This window comes from Myxococcus qinghaiensis, from assembly GCF_024198215.1.
Classification (GTDB): domain Bacteria; phylum Myxococcota; class Myxococcia; order Myxococcales; family Myxococcaceae; genus Myxococcus; species Myxococcus qinghaiensis.
In genome coordinates, this window is the sequence record NZ_JAKCFA010000049.1 from 1 (window position 1) to 20,552 (window position 20,552).

A 20,552-nucleotide genomic window follows, 5' to 3' on the forward strand; every position below is an offset into this window, starting at 1 on the left:
ACGAAGGCTCGCAAGCAGGTGAAGTGAGAGAACGTCCCAGCGTCGCTGACGCTCCGACTGCTCGCCATGGCCGGAACGGCTGCTCGGCTTGAGCTGGAATGGGTGCTCACCATCGCCGGAATACGCAACGGACGGCGGAATGGCGAAGTACGCGCCCATGGGGACCTGGCCCTTGTAGGTCGTCTCGCTGCCCCAGTCCTGCTCGGTGGCGGGCCAGACGTAGCCCTTCGCGGTGCCGTAGCCGTTGGCGTCGTAGCCGCTCCACCCGGAGCTGTAATAGAGCTGCACGCGGTCCAAGGCGACGGCGAGCGCGTGCTGAATCTTCCCCGTGTACTTCGCGTGCGTGGGCGTCGTCTCCCACGCGCGGATGAGGCCGCCCACCGCGGAGCCGCCGTACGCGCGCACGCCAGCCTGGGGCCCCAGGCCCGTGCCGTAGAGGTCGATGCGGTGGTGGCGCCCCACGCGGTACGCCGTGGGCGACTGGCGCGTGGTGGCCCAGGCCTCGTCGATGTGCGACCTCGCCGGGTTGATGATGTGCATGTGCTTGTCGGAGCCTGCCGCGATGGGGGCGGTGGCGGGCACGTTGTAGATGCCGCTGCGCGACGCGTCGTTGTAGTCCGTCACCGTCGCTCGCGGATCGCTGGCGGACGCGAAGGTGATGGGGTGCGAGTACTCGTTCCAGTTGGCCCAGGTGGTGATGGACACGCCCTGGAGGCTGGTGGCGATGAAGTCCCGCGTCGCCGGGTCCGTGGTGTCCGCGTACGTCGCGCCCTGGCCAATGGGCAGGTTCCACACCGAGCTGGAGCGGAACGGCTGCAGCGTGGCGTCACGCGTCCCCTGCGTGTAGACCCTGAACTCGTCGAAGCGCGCGAGGTTGTCCTGGCTCGCGAGCAGGCCCACGCGCGTGGCGGACTGGTGGTCCGCGTCGGTGACGCCGCCCTTGAGCACTCCGTTGATGTACACGTCGATGCGGGTGCCGCTGGCGCGGACCTCCAGCACGTCTCCCGCGACGGGCGCCTGTGAAATCTGCAGCGGGAAGGACTGCGTCCCGCCCACGAACTTCGTGAGGAAGTACCTTCCCTGGCCCGTGTCCGTCGCCAGCTTCCAGCAGTTGGCGCGGTCGACGAAGCGGAAGGTGAGGCCGGAGTACTGGCCTGGCGTGGACAGCGTCACCAGCACGCGCACGTTGGCGGTGCCCTGCACCGTGGCGTAGTGGTCCAGCCAGCTCCCGTCGTCCCGGGTGAGGAACGCGCGGCCGGAGGCGACCCCCCAGGCGCTGTTGGAGGGAGTCAGGCTCCACGCCTGGGCGCCTTGCTCCAGGCTCCCCAGGCTGGTGGTGCTGTCGGCGCGGGTGAAGGAGTCATGGAGGTTCGCGTCCGAGGCGGCCTGCGCCGCGGTGGCCAGCGAAGCCTCCGGGGTGTCCCCAGGCTCCGAGCCGCCGCAGCCCGTCCCCAGCGACAGCAGGGGGAGGAGCACTGGAAGGAGGGCGGCCCGCGTCGTCCGCTGGAGGCTGCTTGTCCTGGTGTTCATCTCGTCTCCTTGAGTCACGCCATGTTGGTTAAGCATGTTTTTCAAGGATAGCGGGCTTGCGGGCGCGATGAGGCATCCGCTCCAGACGGAAAATTGACCACTGGCAGCAACTTTCGCCCGGACAGCCGGAGAATCCGCTAAACAAACTGGTCGATTGGTTTTTTTACCCGCGCCCGCAGCCCGCCTCCCAGGAGTGAGAGTCCATGGCCCCGATTCGCCGCGCCGACACCCCGACACCCTTCGCCGTGCCTCAGCCGAAGGTCGCCGCCGCGCCCCCTCCGCCGCCGCCCCCTCCGCCTCCCGCGCCCAAGCAGGAGCCGGCGGGCCACTCGGCGCGCAGCAGCTTCCAGTCGGGTCGGCGTCCCACGATGGACCTGTCTGGCGGCGCGAGCACGCTGCGCACGGAGGTGCTGGGGGACGGCAAGGCCAACTGCCTGGAGAAGGCCAACAGCCTGTCGAAGCCAGGGGACCAGGTGCTGCTGCTTGGCGACTCGCGCGACAGCGTGGGCCATGCGCTGGTGCGCAAGCCGGGCGGCGCCATCGTCGACCCGAACGAGCCCGGCAAGACGTACGCGAATCTCGCCGAGTGGAAGGCGACGCACGCGTCCTATGGACAGCCCGTGGCGGTGCCGGACGCGCAGCTCGCGCGCATCCTGTCCGTGCCTCCGGGCCCCGCGCGCGAGGCGCTCATCCACGGCTTCGGCCTGACGGGCGCCGCGAGTCGCCCGGTGGCGGATGGCGCGGCGGCGGCGACGGGGGGCGCGGCGGAGCCGGAGAAGCCGAAGGAGCTGGTGAACCTGGCGCCGTCCATCGGCATCTCCACCGACGGCACCATCAAGGTGGGCATCAAGGCTGAGTTCAAGCCGTTGGAAGGCGAGAAGAAGAAGGGCGAGCTGAAGGGCACCATCAGCGGCGGCGCCTACGCGGAGACGGAGGTCAAGCTGAGCTGGAACCCCACGGAGCCCACCGCGGACGGTCGCCACCTCATCACCGTCACGTTCGAGGCCACCGGCGGCCTCAAGGGCAGCGCGGGAGTCGAGGCCGGCGAAGTGGGCCCGTTCGGCGTGGAGGTGGGCGCGGAGTCCGGAAGCAAGAAGTCGGTCAGCTTCGAGCTCGCGCTCACCGAGGGAGAAATCGGCGAGCTCATCATGAACCCCGGCGGCTTCCAGGTGCCCACGCTGAGCGACCCGCTGGCGCTGCCGCCGGGCAGCAAGCTGGTCGTGGATGCCTCCGACTTCGTGACGACGTCGAACGGGCTGTCCATCGGGCCGCTGAAGCTCAGTGGGGAGAACGGCAAGGAGCAGACGCAGTCGGTGGCGGTGGAGCGCACGGGAGACACCACGGTGCGCGTGACGGTGGGCCCGGAGGAGACGCTCACCTCGAAGCTGGAGCTGGGCCTGGAGTTGACCATCAAGGGACACAAGGTGGGCGGCGGCATCGGCTCCGAGCACAGCTACTCACAGGGCAACTCCGCGAGCGTGGAGTTCGACCTGGGCACGCCCGAGGGCCGCACGGCCTATGAGACCTTCGTGCGCGAAGGCACGCTCCCCACGCAGACGGGCCCGGGCGTCCTGGACGTGCGCACCCAGCAGACCTGGTCCCAGGAGGGCTCGCTCAGCGCGGAGCTGAACCTGACGAAGTTCGTCGGCTTCGAGCACCAGTTCTGGGATGAGAGCCTGACGGAGACGGTGACGACGGTGAACGGCCAGACGACGGTGACGGCCGAGGGCAAGGTGGCGGGCACCGACAACTCGTTCGAAATCCAGTTCTCCCTCAACCCCGACGGCTCGCGGAAGTTCGAGGGGATGAGCATGGACATCCTCCAGTACGGAAGCACCGAGTACACCACCATCACCGTGACGGGCGCGGAGGGACTGGCGAACGTCCAGAACGTCGCCGCCCGGCAGGCGCAGGACATGGTGGTGGGCTTCTTCGCGGACTCCAGCGACCCGGCGACGCTCGCCGCTCAGCGCCAGAAGCTCAAGGCCGAGGGCGAGCCCTTCGCCACGCTGGCGATGACGCCGAATGACCCGGGCTACAGCCACGAGGCCTGGCTCACCGCGTATCGCGACTTCGACGCGACGCACGACTACCTGCCCGATGTGCCCGTCACCACGATGACGTTGATGGAGGCCACTCCGGAGTCGATGCCCACGACGCTCTTCATCAGCCTGGGCGCCGCGGGCCACGTGGACCAGAACCCGCTGGCCACGAGGACGGACGGCACGACGGCCAGCTACAACATGCCGGGGTGGATTGACCTGGGCCTGGGGCAGCAGCCGGGCGTCGAGGTGAAGTGACGCGACGCCCGCGCGAACTGCAAGGGTAGGACCAACGGGCCTCGAGGTGTGTCGGCCCGGCGGATGGGCTTGGAGTCGGTGGTCATCCGGCAAGCATCGGTGGCCTGGCGGGGAACATGGCGACTCCCGCGTCGTACCCGGGATGACCACCCGCCTTCGCGGGTGGCTCCATCCTGGGGTCCTCATGAAGACTATTCCCTGCTCACGTGGAGCATGGCGCTCGCTCTGCGTCGTGCTCTGCTGCCTCCTGTCCGCTTGTGACGACGCTCCCACCCCCGGTGGTGTCGACGCCGGACCCCCGCCGTGGGACGGCACCTCCACTCCGCTGGAGGACCTGGGCGACCTGGTGGAGGCCGGTCGCCATGACGCGTGCCAGTTCATCAATCCCGAGAGCCTGGACCCGCTCCTCTGCGAGAGCCTCACGGCCTTCGACTTGTCGAGCTGTTCGCCGCAGGAGCTCTCCGGCGCGGACGGGCAGGGCATCTTCCAGGTCAACCTCCGAGGGGAGATGCGCGTGCGGCCCGGCCAGCCCACGACCACCCTCATCTCCCGCAACACCGTCAGCGTCCGCCTCCACGCCGACGGCACGCCGGATGCCATGAACAACGGGCCGCTCGTCGCCCGCGTGACGGAGGGCGGCACGTTCTTCCTCGCGGGGAGACGCAGCCTCGCGATTCCCTCGGGAACCTTCATCACCACCACCGCGCTCGCCGGCTGCCATGTCCCCGAGCCCGGCGTCATCACCGGCTGCTACGTGTCCTGCTCCAGCGACGCGCGGTTCGGCAAGACACTCGGCACCTTCGTGGCCCAGCGCATGACCTGGGCCGCCGGGGAGGGCGAGTCCTCTGGGGGCCTCTCGCTGGTGTCGGAGGCCGCCACGCCCGTCGGCAGGGCCGTGGACCTCTTCGTCGCCAAGGAGCACGCCTACGTCGTCTCGCTGAACGCCTCGCCCCAGCTGGGCGGACTCAGCGTCTTCGACGTGAAAGACAGGCGCAACCCCGTGCTCAAGAAGACGCTGTCCCTGCCGGACGACACGGACTGGAACGGCGTCTGGGCCAAGGACGATGCGCTCTACATCGCCAGCAATGCCTCGGGGCTCGTCATCTTCGACATCCGCGACCCGGCCAATCCCGTGTTCGTCCGCCGGGCCGAGGGCCCCTATACCGTCCACACCGTGCTCGTCGACGGAGACCGGCTGTATGCCAATGCGCCCGGCACCGGCACGTATGTCTATGACGTCTCCAAGCCCCTGGAGCCCACGCTGCTCCAGATTGTCACGCCGACACCGGGAGGCTTCAGCGGAGGCCCTCACGACGTCTTCGCCTACCAGGGCCGCCTCTACATCAGCAACGCGGAGTCTGGCTATTCCATCATGGACGTCACCGACTTGAACGACGTGCGCCACCTGGGGGACTACTTCCGGCCAGACGTGCTCGGCTATGCGCACCACAGCGCGGTGGGCACCTTCGCGGGCCGCACCATCGCCTTCGAGGGGGGCGAGTTCAATGGCTCTCACGTGAGGGTGCTCGACGTCACGGACCCGGCGAACATCTCCCTCATTGGGACCCACCGCATGCGGCCCACCGTGTCCATGCACAACCTGCTCCTGCGGGGCCACCTGCTCTACGTCGCCTGGTACCACGAGGGCCTGCGCGTGCTGGACGTGTCGAACCCCACCCAGCCGAGGCAGGTCGCCCACCTCAACACCTTCCGCGAGGCCGACCCGGGACGCGGGCACGGCCTCTTCGAAGGCACCTTCGGGGTCCGTATCCCCGGTGACGGCTACGTGTACCTCGTGGACGCGACGCGCGGGCTCCTCATCACCCACGAGCTGTAGCGGCCTTGGGGCTGCTCAGAGCGGCTTCTTCAGGGCGTGCTCCTGCCGGGCCCGCTCGAGCAGCTCATCCCGGGACAGCGTCTGGAGGGCCCTGTCCTTGCCTGGCACCTGGAGCGTGAACTCCCGGATGGGGCCCTTCACGAGGTACTCCTGGTCCCTCGCCGTGTTCACCATGGCGCGCTCGCGGTAGGTGAAGCTGGACTGCGTGGGGTCCACGCCCACCGAAGGCATCAGCGCCCGCTCCTCGGCGGTGGGCTGCCAGAGGGGCTGGGGACGGGGCTGGCTGCGCAGCACGGCCGTCTCGTCCAGGGCGGCGTCCGGGTGGGTCCGGATGTCGCGCTGGATGTCGAACGGGTCCAGCACCACGCCGCCCCGGGGCTCCTGCGAGGGATTGGTGACGATGAGGTTCTTCCCATACATCGGCTTGTCGACGAGCTGGTGGGGCGCCGTCCCATCCACGCCCGTCGGCAGGCCGCTGAAGGACGTGAAGGGGCTCTTCTCCTTGTACTCCTGCTTGCCGTCGACGTGCAGCGCCGCGGGCGTCGCGCCGTCCTTGTCCACGGGCAAGAGCGTGCCCTTCGCGTCGATGGCCGCCTTGTGCGTCCCGAACTCCGGCTGGATGGGCTTGAAGGGATGGTTGTCCCGCCGCGAGAGCAGGACGTCCGGACGCAGCCGGGGCGTCTGGAGATTGTGGCCCCCGTGCCGGCGGTCCTCGGCGCCCATGATGTCGCTCATCAAGTCGTGACTGTTGTTGCGAGCGCGAGTCTCCTGCGCGATTCGCGCGGGGCTCTTCGTGGGCGCGGCAGGCAGGTGCGTGGGCGGGCGGGTGGAGTAGGGCCGCGCATTCGGGACGGACTTCGGCAACGCCGTGACGAGACGCTTGAGCATGACAGCTTCCTTTTGGATGGAGCATGAGGTGCGAGGCCTCATGCATTTGTAGGAATTGTCAGGCGGACGCGCGCGGGGTTGCGGCAGCAGGCATCGGTCGATGGGGGGATGCCGCGCGGACGACGCATCTTCTCATAGCCCGCTACACGCGCGGCGCCGGGCCCGCTAGGAAGGGGTCTTTCTCCACACGGACACGAAGGGACACGACATGGACCTCATCGGACAGCTCTCGCAGCAGCTCGGAGTCGATGGCACCCAGGCGCAGGGGCTCGCGGGCGGCCTGCTGAAGCTGGTGCAGGGGACGGTGAAGGAGAAGCTTGGCCCGGACACCGCGAACCAGCTGGGTCAGGCCATCCCGGAGATGGACCGGTGGCAGCAGGCCGCGCCTCCCGCCGAGCCGGAAGATGGCGGGCTGATGGGCGCGCTCGGCGGACTCATGGGAGGGCAGGGTGGCGCGGGAGGATTGATGGGCGCGCTGGGCGGCGCCGCGGCGCAAGGCGCTGAAGTGGCCGCTGTCGTCTCGCTGCTCGGGCGCTTCAACCTGGATGCGAGCAAGGCCGCCCTCGTCGCTCCGCTGCTGCTCGACTTCCTCAAGTCACGGCTGGACCCCGCGCTCGTCGGCAAGGTCCTCTCCGTCCTTCCCATGCTCACCGGAGGCGCCAGTGGCGGCGACGCCGGTGGCGGGCTGGGTGGGATGCTGGGCGGCCTGCTCGGCGGCCGCTGAGCGCGGGTGGCTAGTAGGGCTTTTCGCCCTTCACCACGCCGAAGGCGGACGCCTCCATGAAGACGCCGTTCACCGTCGTGCCCCCGTTGTGGATGCTGGGGAAGATGGGCTGCATGCTCTGGGGGAAGCCGAAGGTCGGCTTGGTGAGCGTGTCCAGACGGCCGAGCTGCTCGGCCGTCAGCTTCACCGAGAGGGCGCCCACGTTGTCCTCCAGCTGCGACAGCCGCCGCGCGCCGATGATGGTGGAGCTCACGCCCGGCTGCGCCTGCACCCAGGCCAGCGCCACGCGCGCCACGGTGCTCTTGTGCTCGCGGGCGATGACCTCCAGCGCGTCGACGAGCGCGTAGGTCTTCTCGTTCAGGTACGAGTGGATGAAGGCACCCCGGTCCCCCTTCAATTCTCCGGCGTTCGCGCGGGTGTACTTGCCGCTGAGCGCGCCGCTCTTGAGGGGCGACCACGGGGTGATGCCAAGCCCGAGCTCCAGGGCCATGGGCACCAGCTCCTGCTCGACGCTGCGCTCCAGCAGGGAGTACTCAATCTGCAACCCGACGAACGAGGACCAGCCCCGGAAGTGCGCCATCACATTGGCCTGGGCAATCTTCCACGCGGGCGTGTCCGAGACGCCGAGGTAGCGGACCTTGCCGGCCCGCACCAGGTCCTCGAGCGCGGCCATCGTCTCTTCAATGGGCGTGTGGATGTCCCAGTTGTGCAGCCAGTACAGGTCGATGTAGTCGGTCTGCAGGCGGCGCAGCGAGTTCTCGCACGCCGAGATGATGGACTTGCGGCCGGAGCCTCCGCCGTTCGGGTCCCCCGGATAGAGGTTCCCGCTGAACTTCGTGGCAATCACCAGCCTGTCGCGCCGCGCCGGGTGCCGCCCGACGTGGTCACCGATGATCTTCTCGGAGTGGCTCTTCGTATAGAAGTTCGCCGTGTCGATGAAGTTGCCGCCGAGCTCGATGTACCGGTCGATGATGTGCTGGGACTCCTCGACGCTGGACCCCCAACCCAGGTCTTCACCGAACGTCATGGCACCGAGGCAGAGGGGGCTCACGCGCAGGCCGGAACGGCCGAGCGTCACGTAGTGGTCCAGAGGCATTTGGGACTCCCAGGCGTGTTACATTGTGGGGACGGCGAATTAGTTCAAGATGGAATTGGGTTAATGCTGAACCAATTTCCGCGCAAGGAGCCATGTCGAAAATCGACCCGGCGAGAATCTGGTCGCTCAACCACCGGTTGTTGATGGCGGTGATTTCCAGTGTCGCCTCCGACATCACCGCGTTGGGCCTCGAGACGAAGGAGCTGTTCGTGCTCGCGGACGTGGACGCGCACCCCTACCCGGCCGAGCTGGCGGCGTCCCTCTGCATCCCCAAGCCGTCGGTGACGCTGTACGTGAAGCGGCTCGAGGCCGCGGGCTTCCTGCGCCGTGAAATTGACACCGTGGACCTGCGGCGGCACCGGCTGCAGCTCACCCCGGCCGGTCGCAAGGTGATGCAGCAGGGGACCTCGCTGCTCTCCCAGGCGTTCGGCGAGAGGCTCGGGCGGCTGAGCGCCACCCAGCAGGCGGAGCTGCGAGTCCTCCTGGAGAAGATGAGCTGAGCCTCCAGGAGGGCGGGCGCCTCCACTGGCGCCGCGCGGTCTGAAAGGACGCGGCGGCGTCCGGCCGGAACGCAGGGCTCGCTTCCGGCATGCGCGCGGGGCCCGCTTCACCCCGGTGCGCGGGGTCGGAAGAGACACGTCGCCACGCACTCCGAGTCATGGGCTGAAACGCACTCACCTTGTCAGGTCGTCGTGGCCGTTCGCGCGTCCAGGCCCGCAGCTCCCTGGGCGCATGCGACCTTGGTGATTCCCCCAGCGGAAGACCGTCCGATGGGCTCTCGCCGCGGGTCCTGAGCGGCACCCTCGCGAGCGGTGAAACATCGCCGCGTCCACGGCACGAAACGTGGATTGGGGGGCGGCATGCCGAGTGTGTACACCGTGTGTTTCTGTGGAACCGCCTGCGCGCGGGACGAGGGCGAGGTCACTCGCTACTGGGACTACAAGTACTTCGGGTTCCTGGCCAAGAACGAGCGGCGCCTCATCAGCGACAAGGACATCTTCGACAAGGGCACGGGCTACATCCCGGTCCGGCTCCACATGGAGATTGGCGCCGGCCTTCACGACACGAAGAAGAGCATCACCGTGCGCGGCGTCGGCGAGAACGACTGGCACCACCAGACGGACACCTGCGACCCGCTGGACAGCAGCCTGCCCAACGCGCCGGGAGAGCTGCGCAAGTACGCCCAGCGCTACTCGAAAGGCAACCAACGGTCCATGATGGGCCAGGCGACGGGCTGGGCTGATGCGGCGCTCGCGCTGCATGCCGCGAGCAGCGCCGCCGCCAGCGGGGCGGAGCAGTACAACTTCGTGGGGCACAGCCGTGGCGCCGTCGAATCCATCATGGCCGCCTGGTTCCTGTATGCCTATGGGGGGCCCGCCTGTCGCGACATCCCCATCAACATCTTCGCCATCGACCCCGTTCCAGGGACTGGCGAGTGGTACAGCATCCAGACCCAGCTGCCTCCCAATGTCGTCAACTATGTCGGAGTCTACGCCTGGGACCACCTGGACGAGGGCTTCAGCGCGGTGATTCCCCGGCCCAACGCGGGGATGACCGGGCAGGAGGCCCACGCGGTCATCGAGGGCCGAGGGCTGGGGGACACGTGGCAGACGCTCGCGAACAAGCGCCAGCTGGCGGACCCGCTCCTCGCCTCCGACCTTCCCAAGCCCGAGCGGTATCGGCTCTACGCCACCCGGGGCCGCCATGGCACCGTCGCGGGAATCGGCACCACCGACGGCAAATACGACGCCGCCAAGTTCAGCGACGAGGTCGCGGCCGTCCCCCGGCTCCTCTACCGGATGGCGCGGGGCTACCTGACCCGGTGGGGAACGACCTTCCACACGAAGAGCGGGGTCCAGGACTCCGTCAGGCAACTGCGAAAGAGAATCCATACGGCTCATTCTCATTTCGACGCGATGGCGGGCGGCCAGACGCGAACGTCCCGCTATGTGACGCGGCAGTCCGTCCGGCGCGTCTCCTCCATCCACGGCAGTCTCGGCTGGGACAAATACTACCTCGAGGACGTGGTGGGCACTCCCCCGTACAGGATGGCCTATCCCTGCACCATCGAACAGGCCGGTGGTGGATGGGTGGACTGGACGTTCCTGTGAGTCAAGGCGTGGCTTCCGAGGGGCAGGGACAGCTCAGGCGAGGAGTGCGGAGACAATGAGTCAGATTGATGATGTGCGAAGCAAGATCGACCCCCGCTATTTCAATCAGTTGAGCGGGCCGAGCTACGTGAGGGTCCTGGATACGCCTCGCGTCTGGGGGCTCGACTTCGGTCCGGACATCATGGTCCAGGCCAAGAAGCGCACCAAGGACTTCGAGAGAGCCATCATCGAGATCATCCAGAAGTCCAAGTTCCGGTGCGACGTGGCCTCGCTCAACAGCCCGGACCCCGAATGGGCCAAGGTGATTCTGGGGGCGATGGATGCCGCGCTGACCGAGGACATGGGGCGCACGAAGCGCACCCAGTTCCGGTTCCTGTTCGGGCAGACGCCCATGCTCATCATGAATGGCACGGCGCCCCCGCTCATCGACTTCCAAGGCGCGCTGATTCGACTGGTGAGGTCGCGGACCCGGCACTGGAAGCACAAGCCGGAGATCTGGATGGGGAAGTTCTACCGCCTCCGGGAGGGGCTGGTCTCCGGACTCTATGCCAGCTTCGCCTCGAGCCTTCCGAGCTGGCTGGTGTCGGAGGGAGACGATGACTTCACCAAGATGACCTGGAATCACTCGAAGATCATCGCGGTGGATGGCGCCGAGTCCCTGGTGGGAGGCCACAACCTCAACATGGACCTGTTCACCAGCTATCCGCCCGTCCATGACGTGTCGGTCGTCATGCATGGCGAGGCGGCGCTGGGGGCGCAGCTGTTCCTGAACAAGATGTGGGAGTGCGGGACCGACGTCTTCACCAAGGAGTATCTGGATGTCGATGCCGGCGTCTGGAAGAACGGTGACAAGGTCGTCGGCACGCAGTGGGAGCTCAAGGACCCGCTGATTGAGTCGGATGCCAGTGATTACCGGGACGAGCTCCATGCGGCCCTCGCGCGGCTGCATGGTGGAGGCGGGGGAGAAGAGGTCGGGTCCCCGAAGCCTGGCTCCAGCGAGGGGCTCCTGTCGGACTCAGGCGAGGAGGACCTGGACGACGACGGCATCCGGAGGTTTGATCTCCAGGCCTTGGAGGAGCTGGAGCTGCCGGTGTTCAAGGAGAAGAAGTACAGCTCCTACGCCGGCCTGGGGGAGTACAAGAAGGCGACCCGCGTCTTGTCGGTCGGGAAGTACTGGAAGGGCTCGAGTCTGGAGCTGGACTACGAGAAGGCCTCCGAGCTGATGAAGGAGGAGCTGATCAAGGGCGCCCGGCGCGTCCTGCGGTTGTCGCAGATGGACCTGGTGAGCGCGTGGAAGAAGAAGTGGTCCTCGCATGTCGTCTGCCATTGGATCATGGAGGCGCTGCTCGCGAACCAGAACCTGGTCGTCCAGGTCGTGGTCTCACCCCTGGACGCGGGGGCGGGCGCCGAGGGAGACCAGTATTCGTTCGGCTCGGGGGCGTGTCGGACGTTCGAGTTGTTCAAGTACTACATGACGCATGCGGTGGAAACCGACGACCTGCTGCCAGATGCGGACGTGCGGGAGCGCGCCTTGGAGCGGCTGCACATCGCCCCCCTCTACTTCACGGAGGTCCCCGAGGAGAGCACCATCGAGGGAAAGACCTATTTCTGGCCCGAGCTCACACCCGAGGGCTACACAGCGACCTTGCAGCAGCCCTCGCTGGCCACGGTGGCTCCGGACAAGGGCATCATCGGGAGCGCGTTCGCGTCCGTCCAGAAGGCGAGTGGCGCCCGGTTCGACAAGGTCCCCTCCGCGCCGGGCAATCACGCCAAGATCATGATTGTCGACGACGAGTCGTACGTCGTCGGCTCCGACAATCTCTATCCGGGCTTCCTCTCCGAGTTCAACTACCTGGTGGAGGGAGAGTCCGCGGTGAAGGACCTGCTGGAGTCGTATTGGGAGCCGCTGTGGGATTACTCGGGGCGGCATTGTGTCAATCCCGGGTGTGTGGGCGGTTGCAAGACCCGGACGGTGAAGGTGAAGCCAAAGCCACGCCTGTTCCCGCCCATGGGGCTTGGCATGGGGCTCTACCCCTCGCTGTTCGGTGGCGGGATGAAGAGCTCCATGCTCCTGGGCGGCCTGGCGTCGACCTCGTTCTTCGGCAAGTCGGGGACCCCCCTGTTGCCGGGCAAGGGCGGCTCGAAGCCGGTCTTCGGTGGTTTCGGCGGCGGGATGGACGGGAGCCTGCATCCGCCGCTCATGAGCGCCGCCAACCTGGGCAAGGTCAAGCGGCTGAGCAAACCGTCGGCGCCGGAGAACCTCGACGCGCTCCACGAGCAGGACGAGGCGATTGCGATGGTGGGCATGGTGGAGCGGCAGCTCGTCAAGGAGTCGCCTCCGCCGCCGCGCTCGCCGCCCTCGTCTCCGAAGTCCAAGAAGAAGGACCCTGAGCGCGAGTCGAATGGCGACAAGATCGAAGGCAATCACTATTACACCGACCGTCAGATCTACCGGCTCATGTGTCACTACATCGGGCATATGCCCGATGTCTTCGTGCGCCACGGAATCAACGGCCACCAGCTCAGTCGCCTGGGGCCCAACGCGTTCGACGATGTCCTGGATGACATGGCCGAGGACAGCGGACCGCGCATCATCGTCCTGCCCTACAACGTCCAGAACAACCATTGGGGGCTGTTCTACATCAAGGTGAGCGCAGCGGCGCTGGGGGGGCGAGAGGCGCGAGTGCTCTACATCGATCCGCTCAACCCGGGGGTCGTGCCGCCACTGGGGCCTCTGCTGCGGCCGTTTCCGGAGCTCCTCGTGGAGCGGTGCACCATCGCCTATCAGAATGACAACTTCGGGGGGAGGGAGGACGGGCAGCACAGCTGCGGCCCCTGGATCGTCTACCTGTCGCGCAACCTCGTGCATTCCAATGGCGCCTTGCCTCCCTCCGCGCCGGACCCTCGCCAGGCCGCGAAGAAGCTCCGCGCGGACCACCAGCAGGTCCTGAATGCCCTGAACCAGGAGGGCAACGACTTCCTCTGAGTGGGGACGGGTGTCCCAGGCCGCACGGCCGCCTCGACAACCAGCGATTGAGGCCTCCACTCGGCTGGGGCATGCTGGGCGATGCTGTTTTCCACGATTTACTGGAGAATCAGATATGCGTTCGAAGCTCGCTCTCTCCGCCGTGGCACTCGCCTGCGCCGCCTTCACCGCGACGGCGGCACAGACCTCGGGCCAGCTGTCTGAAACCGGACTCTCGTTCTACGCGGGGAACTTCACCAGGCTGGTCGCGAACGTGCCCCACCCGGATGGGAGCTGCACGGCGTTCCCGGCCGACGCCGACTCGCTCGTGGGTTGGAGCAACGTCCAGCAGGTCCTCGCGTACCAGAGCGAGGACTGCACGGGCCAGGCGGTGGGCCTGGGTACGCTGCGCACCTTCAGGGCAGGGGAGTTCGCCAGCTACACCGCTCACTGAGCCCGGGCGCCGCATGGGGTGCGCTCGTGCGGCGCGACAGCGGCGTTCCGTGGACCGGAACGCCGCGCCGGACCTCGGAATGGCTCTCTTGGTTCCATGTTCGCTGGAGGGCTCAATGAATGGCTCGCACGGCGTTTGTGGTAGAGCACTTCACCGGGCCGGAGAGACGAGAGGTTGCCGTGCGTGTGAGCGTAGCGTGGACGTTGTTGTCCGCAGTGGTGGTGTTGGCTTGTGGTGGTACGACGGCGGGCGGCGGGTTGGCGGGGCAGGTGACGCAGGAGGGGGTGCCTGTCCAGGGCGCGCTTGTGTTCCTGAGCGCCTCTCCGAGCGCGAGCACGGAGACGGACGCGGAGGGCCGCTTCCTGCTGGACGTCCCCTCGGGGCGGCACGAACTCACCGTGCGTCACCAGGACGCGGACGGTGCGCTCACCGAGCGGCACCTCGTGGCGGAGACGGACAAGGTGGCGGACCTCCGGTTGCCCCGACCCACCCGGCTCGCGGAGCCCGTGGTCGTCGGTGCTGGCATGGCGGAGGTGACGTGGAACCCGTACTCAGGGGCTGACTTCCGCGAGTACAAGCTCTACCGAGCGAGCAGCGCGGCGCTCGACGAGAGCACTGGCACGCTGGTGCACGTGGGGATGGCCTCCGGCACGGCGCGGTTCGTGGACGAGAGCGTGCGTCCCGGTGAGGTCTACTTCTACCGGGTCTTCGTGATGAACGACTTCGGGCGCCTGGCGGGCAGCAACATCGCGCGGCTCTCGCTGCCCGTCATCAACCTGGTCCAGGGCGGAGACTTCGAGGGAGACGTCCCCGGAGCAGCCCCCTCTTCGTTCATCGCGTCCTTGGACAAGCAGCGCTGGATGGTGAGCGACGCGCGGGCCCACTCGGGAACCCGGGCGCTGCGCGGCACCGGCAGCTACTCAGTGGAAACGGCTTTCAACCCGGGCATCACCCAGCGCATCCCGGGGCGGCTGTTGACGCCGGGCGCGCGCTACCGCCTCTCCTTCGTCTACCAGCGCGAGTCCTTCACCCGTCCGGACCCGACGTCTAACGATGGGTCTCTTGGCAACTACATCCGCCTGGAGGCGCGCGCGGACCCGATGTCCCTGTACAGCTCGTTCTCCTATGTAATGGATGGCGTCGACACGACATGGCAGTTGCTCACCCGGACCTTCACCGCGCCGGCGAGTGGCGATGCGGTGGTGGCGGTGTCCGTCGAGCGCGGGAGCGGTGTCGGCACGGTGCCAGACTGGGTGCTCTGGATTGACGACGTGAAGCTGGAGCGGGTGGTGGAGTAGGCCCCCCCCCGACGCGCGCGTGCCGTCCCACCGGAGGCCCACGATCCTCCGTCGTGAGCGTGACGGCTGAAGCAGTGCAACAGACGCGGAGGTGCCCTGGACTCCAGGCACCTCCGCGTCATGGCTGTCAGTGGAAGAACTCGACCGGGCTCGCGGAGCTCTGCGGCTGCCGCGTCGCGCGGGTCACGAAGTCAGCGCTGTTGTTGTCCGTGTCCTGCCCGTTGCCGCGCGTGGCGTGCGCGCCTCCCACGGCCATGGTGGTGGAGGAGGAGCTGACGATGGCCTTTCGCTCCAGGCTTCCACCGGAGGCCGGGTGCGAAGGCGCGGCGGTGCCCTCGGGCGCGTTCCCGGTGCCCCAGCCCACGCGGTCCACGTCGACGTAGACCGTCCCCGACAGGCGCTGGATGCGGAAGTGGCCTCCCGCCGTGGTGGACGAGGACGCGTCGATGTTGTGGGTCACATCCGCCGCGGGCGACCCCGCGTAGGCCGTGCCACCCAGCAGGAAGTAGCCGTGGGACGGAATGCTCCTGCCAGCGGGGATGGTGTACGTCGTGCTGTAGGTGGTCCCAGTGGCGGACTTGTAGCTGAGCTGCCAGCCGGACAGGTCCACCGCGGCGCTCGTCGGGTTGTAGAGCTCCACGAACTCATCGCGCGCGTTCGCGGTCGTTCCGCCGCTGAACTCGCTGATGACGACGTGGTCCGTCTGCGGTCCCGCGAGCACCGTCACGGAGCCATAGGTGCCGGAGGGCGGCACGGCCACGCCGTTCTGGTCGCAGTACGTCCACGGAGCGCCCGCATCCGTGAAGCGATAGCGGAAGCCGTAGCGATACGTGCCGGCGGTAGGGATGCTCAGCGCGGCCTTCACCTCGTCGTTGTTGGAGCCGGGCGTGTTGTAGGTCGCGTTGAAGTCCGCCGACTTCCACGTCCAGCCCGCGGGGTCGGCTGAATCCGTGCCGTATCCGAGCTGCGCCTCGATGCGCGGATAGAAGTCGTTGCCCGTCTGGTTCCGCGTCGTGACATCGAAGCTGTAGAACTGGCTGAAGATGTCGTACGGGTCGAAGGCGAGGATGCTCGCCGGGTAGTTGCCATCCCCGGTCGGGAACGTCTTCGGGTACTGGATGGCGCAGTAGTTCAACGGCTTCTCGACGTTCATCCCGCACTCGTCGTTGGCCTCGTGAGGCGTGCCCCGGTCGCCGCCCTCGAGGACGCCCGTCGAGTCACACCAGTACCAGGGCCTGGACGCGCCCGCCGTGCCCACGATGCTGGACGCGAGGCTCATCGCGCGGCCCACCGTCTGGGGGAAGGCGTTGGTGTACTGGAGGCTTGTCACCGGGGTGGCTCCCTGCATGAAGGTGATGGAGCCGCTGTTGTCCAGGTGCACGTTCGTGCCGTACGCGTGGTTCGCGTACACGCCGCCATTGGTCCCGAAGTTCGCGTTCTGCGCGATCACCACCCGCGAGCCCGGGTCCACCACCAGCGCGTGTCCATGGTTCAGCGTGAAGGACGTGGGCTCACCCACGCCGTCCACGAAGCTCACCGACATGCCGTTCAGGTCCAGCAGCTTCGTGCTGGTGTTGGTCAGCTCCACGTACTCCGTGGTGCCGGCCGACGGGGTGTGCATCACCTCCGAGATGGCCAGCTCCCCCGCGCCAGGGTGCGGCGCGGTGGCGCATGCGCCCGCGTGACACACGGCATCCGCGCCGGGGCAGGCCTCCAACTCCACCTCTCCGACTTCGCAGGTCGGCTCGCCCGCGACGATGACACACACCGACGAATACACCTCCAGGGACGTGCCGTCCTCCGCGCAGCTCGGAGCCGGCGGCGTGCACACGTAGTCATCACAGGGATTGGTGGTGCTGGCGCTCGCGGTGGCCAGGGCACTGCCGTTGCCCGCGCCGTCGAACGTCTTCAGGGCGAAGAAGTACGTCGTGCCCACCTCCAGGCTGGAGACGGTGAAGGACTCCGCCGTGCCCGGCGCCTGGGGCGCGCTCACGCCCGTCACCACCGTGGCGGCCTCGAAGGTGGCCTCGGTGATGGCGTCCGTGGCGTACCGGACTTCGTACCGCGTCGCGGTGCCCAGGTCGCCGTCGTCACCAGGTGCCGCCCAGTCCAGGCGGATGCTGGAGAGGGACAGCTCGCTGGCCACGAAGCCGTTCGCGATCGCCGGCGCCACCGTGTCGGCAATGACCAGGTCCTGGGAGGTGGAGGGCGGAAGGCCGCCCGCGTTGGCCTCGAACCGATACGTGCCCTCGTCCACCACGACGAGGCCGCTGAAGGTCGCCACTCCGTCCACCGGCGTGCGGGTGGGGGAGCCCTGGGAGAAGCCTCCGCCCGCGAGCGACAGCGTCACGTCCGTCGCGGCGTCGGTCACGGTGTTGCCGTACGTATCCCTCAGCGCCACCTGCACGTCCGCCAGGGCCTGGCGGACCGAGCCCGTCGTGGGCGCGGAGACGAACGCCAGGGCGTCGATGGCGGCCGGGGTGATGGAGTACGTGTGCGTGCCCCTCAGGGACGCGGTCACCACGTCCTCCGCGGCGACCTCCTGCTCACCCGCGGTGCGCAGCTCCACGCTGAACACGTGCCGCCCCGCGTCCGCCAGGGTGAACGTGTAGGCGCCGGGGAGCACCGCCTGCGCATCCGTGGACGAGAACGTCACCGTGGAGGCGTGGTTCGTCGCGACATTGCCGTATGCGTCGCGCGCCACCAGCTCGTAGCTCAGTGCCTGGCCGGCGGTGAACGGACCTGTGCCCGCGATGACCTCGAAGGACGCGGCGGCGATGGAGCGCACGTCGGCGTCCACCGTGGCGGTGAGGTCCGAGGTGACGGTGTCCGTCGCGGTGAGGGACTGCGTCCCCGCCGTCTTGAACACCAGCCCGGTGATGAACTTCTGGCCGTTGTCCGCCGGGGTGAAGGTCGTATCCGGAGGCAGCACGGCCTGCGCGTCCGAAGACGTGAAGTGCACCGTGCCGGCGTAGTCCCGCGCGAGGTTGCCGAAGGCGTCCGTCAGCGACACGCCCGCCTCGAGCGCCTGTCCCGCATCGACCGGCGACGAGAACTGCCACAGCACCAGTGTCGACACCGGTCCCGCGCGAACGGTGAAGGACTGGCTCTGCTGGCCGAGGGCCCCCGCCGTGGCGGTGAGCGTGAACGTGTCCGCCGAGTCGATGCGCAGCCCCTGGAAGGTGGCCACGCCGCTGGTGGCCGACACCGTCACCGCCGGGAAGAAGGCCTGGTCCGTCAACGTCAGCGTCACCGCGGAGGTGGCCGTGGTGACGACGTCGCCGCGTGCATCCAGGAGCGCCACGCGCACGTCAGCGAGCGCCGTGCCCGCCGTGCCATCCACGGGCTGCGTCACGAACGCCAGCTGCGTCACCTGCGGATCGGCCGTGGACACCGTCAGGCTGTCCGAGCGCGTGGTGTTGCCCTGCTTGTCCGTCACCTTCAGCGCGACATGGTACGTAGAGCCCGCCGCGAGCCCCGCCAGCGTCGCGGTCTGCACGGTGCCCGGAGGCACCGGGGTGCCCGTGGCCACGGGCGTGCCCGCCTCGAAGGCCGCGTCCGAATCGATGGGAGTCGTGGCGTAGCGCAGCTCCTGCGCCGTCAGCGTCCCCTCGGCGCCGTCATCGCCCACGCCCGTCCACTGCACGGTGAGGCTCGTCTCCGTCGAGGCCGTCTGCGTCAGCACCGGCTTCGCGGGAGCCACGTCATCCACCACGGTGAGGTCCGCGCTGCTCGCGTCCGGCAGCCCGTCCGCGGAGGCGGTCAAGCGAGTGACGCCATGGCCCGCCACGCTCAGCGTGGTGAACGTCGCCACGCCGTCCACGGGCGCGGCCTCCGTCGTGCCCGACAGCGTGAAGCCCGCCTGCGGCAGCGACACGGCCACCCTCGGCGAGTCCACCAGGGCCGTGTTGCCGAAGGCGTCCTTCAGGGTGACTTGCACGCTGCCGAGGGCCTCGCGCGTCGACACGCGCGTGGGCTGCTGGGTGAAGGCGAGGAGCGCGGGGGGGCCGGCACTGACGTTGACGTGCAGGGTGAACGAGAGGGCGCTCGTGCCGTCGTCCATCATCAGTCGCTGGTTCCCGGCGGTCTTGAAGGTGATGCCCGTGAAGGTGAACCGCCCCGCATCCGAGGAGGTGTACACATGCGCGGCGGGGAGGCTCGCGGCCGCGTCCGTGGACGTCAGCGCCACCGTGCCCGTGTAGCGGGTCACCGTATTGAAGTACGCGTCCTGCACCGTCACCTGGAGGTCCTGCGCCACGCCCGCCACCGCCGACTCCATCAGCGTGCTCAGCCCCACGGCCGCCGGAGTGCCGGGGAGCACCTTGAAGGTGGAGCTCGTGGCCGGCTCGAAGCCCGGGGCGTTCGCGACGAACTGGTAGTCGTCGCCTGCCTTCTTCAGCACCACCTCCGGAAAGAGCGCCACGCCGTCCACCGTCGTCACCGTCAGCTGACCCTCCGGGAAGACGACACCCACCGAGGCCAGCGACAGGGTGACTTCCGCGGTGCCGGTGGAGACAGGCGCCCCGGTGGCATCCTGGAGGACGACCTCCAGGCCCGCGAGCGGGGTCCCCGCCACGCCATCCGGCAGGGCCTGCCGGAACGCGAGCCGCGAGGCCGTGGGAGCGACTTCGACGAACTCCACCGTGGCGGTCGCGGTGAGCGCGACTGTCAGGCCGTTCGTGTCCCGCACCGTCGCCTTCACGGTCTTCACGCCGGGCGCCGTCGATACCACCAGCGCCCGCGCCTCGCCGTTGCTACCCGTCTGCCCGGGAGGCACCGCGATGGACGCTCCCGCGCCCTCGACCGTCACCGTCACCGCGCGTCCGGAGAGCCGCGAGCCGTCCTTGCCCAGCACCGTCACCGTGACCGCGGCCTGGTCCGTGCCGTTGGCGAGCACGCCCGTCGGCTTGTCCACCGCCACCGTGGAGGCCGCCGCGTCCACCGTGCCCTCCGTCGCGGGCGGAGGTCGCGGGGAGACCCCGGAATCGCCACAGCCGAGCGATAGACCCAGACACAGCACGCTCAATCCCAGACAGCGGGCGAGCACCTCGAAACGTGGGGACATGAAGAACTCCGTCCTGCGGGCCGCCCCGTGAGGCAGGGACTGCCCGCGCGGAGGTGCGCTGCTTTCTAGCAGACATCCCTCGGCTTCTCGACCGTGAGGCCGGAACATTGCGGCTCAAGTGGAGTTCTGCGATTCCCCGTTTATGACGCCCGGTTTGGGGGAGGGGACGCGCCCGCGTCTGGATGGCACCAGCCGGCGTGGGTGATGGCGGACTCGCCTGGGTCGTGGAGGGGATGAGGCCGTGGAGGACCTCGGAGGATGGGCAGGCGCTGGCGTTCCGCCTT

General features: G+C 68.3%; 11 protein-coding genes and 1 pseudogene. 8 read left to right on the forward strand and 4 right to left on the reverse strand.

The window, feature by feature from the left end:
- Nucleotides 1-1,530, reverse strand: a pseudogene (locus LZ199_RS45215) (hypothetical protein); the annotation flags it as partial.
- 203 nt (nt 1,531-1,733) lie between these two features.
- Here LZ199_RS45215 and LZ199_RS45220 point away from each other — a divergent pair.
- Both LZ199_RS45220 and LZ199_RS45225 read left to right on the forward strand, forming a co-directional pair.
- Nucleotides 1,734-3,830, forward strand: coding sequence for a hypothetical protein (locus LZ199_RS45220; protein ID WP_254000057.1), 2,097 nt, complete (start codon nt 1,734-1,736; stop codon nt 3,828-3,830).
- Between the two features lie 184 nt (nt 3,831-4,014).
- Nucleotides 4,015-5,667, forward strand: coding sequence for an LVIVD repeat-containing protein (locus LZ199_RS45225; protein ID WP_254000058.1), 1,653 nt, complete (start codon nt 4,015-4,017; stop codon nt 5,665-5,667).
- A 15-nt stretch (nt 5,668-5,682) separates the two neighbouring features.
- On the opposite strand, the gene LZ199_RS45230 is transcribed toward LZ199_RS45225, so the two are convergent.
- On the reverse strand, nt 5,683-6,555 hold the full coding sequence (locus LZ199_RS45230) for a hypothetical protein (RefSeq protein ID WP_254000059.1): 873 nt from the start codon (nt 6,553-6,555) through the stop codon (nt 5,683-5,685).
- 208 nt (nt 6,556-6,763) lie between these two features.
- On the opposite strand from LZ199_RS45230, the gene LZ199_RS45235 reads away from it, so the two are divergent.
- Nucleotides 6,764-7,279, forward strand: a complete 516-nt coding sequence (locus tag LZ199_RS45235) for a DUF2780 domain-containing protein (RefSeq protein WP_254000060.1) — start codon at nt 6,764-6,766, stop codon at nt 7,277-7,279.
- 10 nt (nt 7,280-7,289) lie between these two features.
- Here LZ199_RS45235 and LZ199_RS45240 read toward each other — a convergent pair whose 3' ends face one another.
- Nucleotides 7,290-8,375, reverse strand: coding sequence for an aldo/keto reductase (locus tag LZ199_RS45240; protein ID WP_254000061.1), 1,086 nt, complete (start codon nt 8,373-8,375; stop codon nt 7,290-7,292).
- Between the two features lie 92 nt (nt 8,376-8,467).
- Between LZ199_RS45240 and LZ199_RS45245 the strand changes: the two genes are divergently transcribed.
- The 5 genes from LZ199_RS45245 to LZ199_RS45265 all read left to right on the forward strand — a co-directional run bounded on the left by LZ199_RS45245 (nt 8,468) and on the right by LZ199_RS45265 (nt 15,203).
- Complete coding sequence (locus LZ199_RS45245; protein ID WP_254000062.1) at nt 8,468-8,875, forward strand: MarR family winged helix-turn-helix transcriptional regulator; 408 nt, start codon at nt 8,468-8,470, stop codon at nt 8,873-8,875.
- Between the two features lie 360 nt (nt 8,876-9,235).
- On the forward strand, nt 9,236-10,486 hold the full coding sequence (locus LZ199_RS45250; protein WP_254000063.1) for a Tat pathway signal protein: 1,251 nt from the start codon (nt 9,236-9,238) through the stop codon (nt 10,484-10,486).
- A gap of 55 nt (nt 10,487-10,541) precedes the next feature.
- Nucleotides 10,542-13,472, forward strand: a complete 2,931-nt coding sequence (locus tag LZ199_RS45255; protein WP_254000064.1) for a phospholipase D-like domain-containing protein — start codon at nt 10,542-10,544, stop codon at nt 13,470-13,472.
- A 115-nt stretch (nt 13,473-13,587) separates the two neighbouring features.
- The gene (locus LZ199_RS45260; RefSeq protein WP_254000065.1) at nt 13,588-13,905 is read left to right on the forward strand and encodes a hypothetical protein; all 318 of its coding nucleotides are present in this window, start codon (nt 13,588-13,590) and stop codon (nt 13,903-13,905) included.
- Between the two features lie 179 nt (nt 13,906-14,084).
- The gene (locus LZ199_RS45265) at nt 14,085-15,203 is read left to right on the forward strand and encodes a carboxypeptidase regulatory-like domain-containing protein (protein WP_254000066.1); all 1,119 of its coding nucleotides are present in this window, start codon (nt 14,085-14,087) and stop codon (nt 15,201-15,203) included.
- Nucleotides 15,204-15,330: 127 nt separating this feature from the next.
- Here LZ199_RS45265 and LZ199_RS45270 read toward each other — a convergent pair whose 3' ends face one another.
- Complete coding sequence (locus LZ199_RS45270) at nt 15,331-20,268, reverse strand: lamin tail domain-containing protein (RefSeq protein WP_254000067.1); 4,938 nt, start codon at nt 20,266-20,268, stop codon at nt 15,331-15,333.
- Nucleotides 20,269-20,552: the final 284 nt, after the last annotated feature.

Coding starts and splice junctions, on each gene's coding strand:
- LZ199_RS45235 (WP_254000060.1), top strand. CDS start 6,764: ATGGACCTCATCGGACAGCTCTCGCAGCAGCTCGGAGTCGATGGCACC.
- LZ199_RS45245 (WP_254000062.1), top strand. CDS start 8,468: ATGTCGAAAATCGACCCGGCGAGAATCTGGTCGCTCAACCACCGGTTG.
- LZ199_RS45255 (WP_254000064.1), top strand. CDS start 10,542: ATGAGTCAGATTGATGATGTGCGAAGCAAGATCGACCCCCGCTATTTC.
- LZ199_RS45230 (WP_254000059.1), bottom strand. CDS start 6,555: ATGCTCAAGCGTCTCGTCACGGCGTTGCCGAAGTCCGTCCCGAATGCG.
- LZ199_RS45250 (WP_254000063.1), top strand. CDS start 9,236: ATGCCGAGTGTGTACACCGTGTGTTTCTGTGGAACCGCCTGCGCGCGG.
- LZ199_RS45260 (WP_254000065.1), top strand. CDS start 13,588: ATGCGTTCGAAGCTCGCTCTCTCCGCCGTGGCACTCGCCTGCGCCGCC.
- LZ199_RS45270 (WP_254000067.1), bottom strand. CDS start 20,268: ATGTCCCCACGTTTCGAGGTGCTCGCCCGCTGTCTGGGATTGAGCGTG.
- LZ199_RS45225 (WP_254000058.1), top strand. CDS start 4,015: ATGAAGACTATTCCCTGCTCACGTGGAGCATGGCGCTCGCTCTGCGTC.
- LZ199_RS45240 (WP_254000061.1), bottom strand. CDS start 8,375: ATGCCTCTGGACCACTACGTGACGCTCGGCCGTTCCGGCCTGCGCGTG.
- LZ199_RS45220 (WP_254000057.1), top strand. CDS start 1,734: ATGGCCCCGATTCGCCGCGCCGACACCCCGACACCCTTCGCCGTGCCT.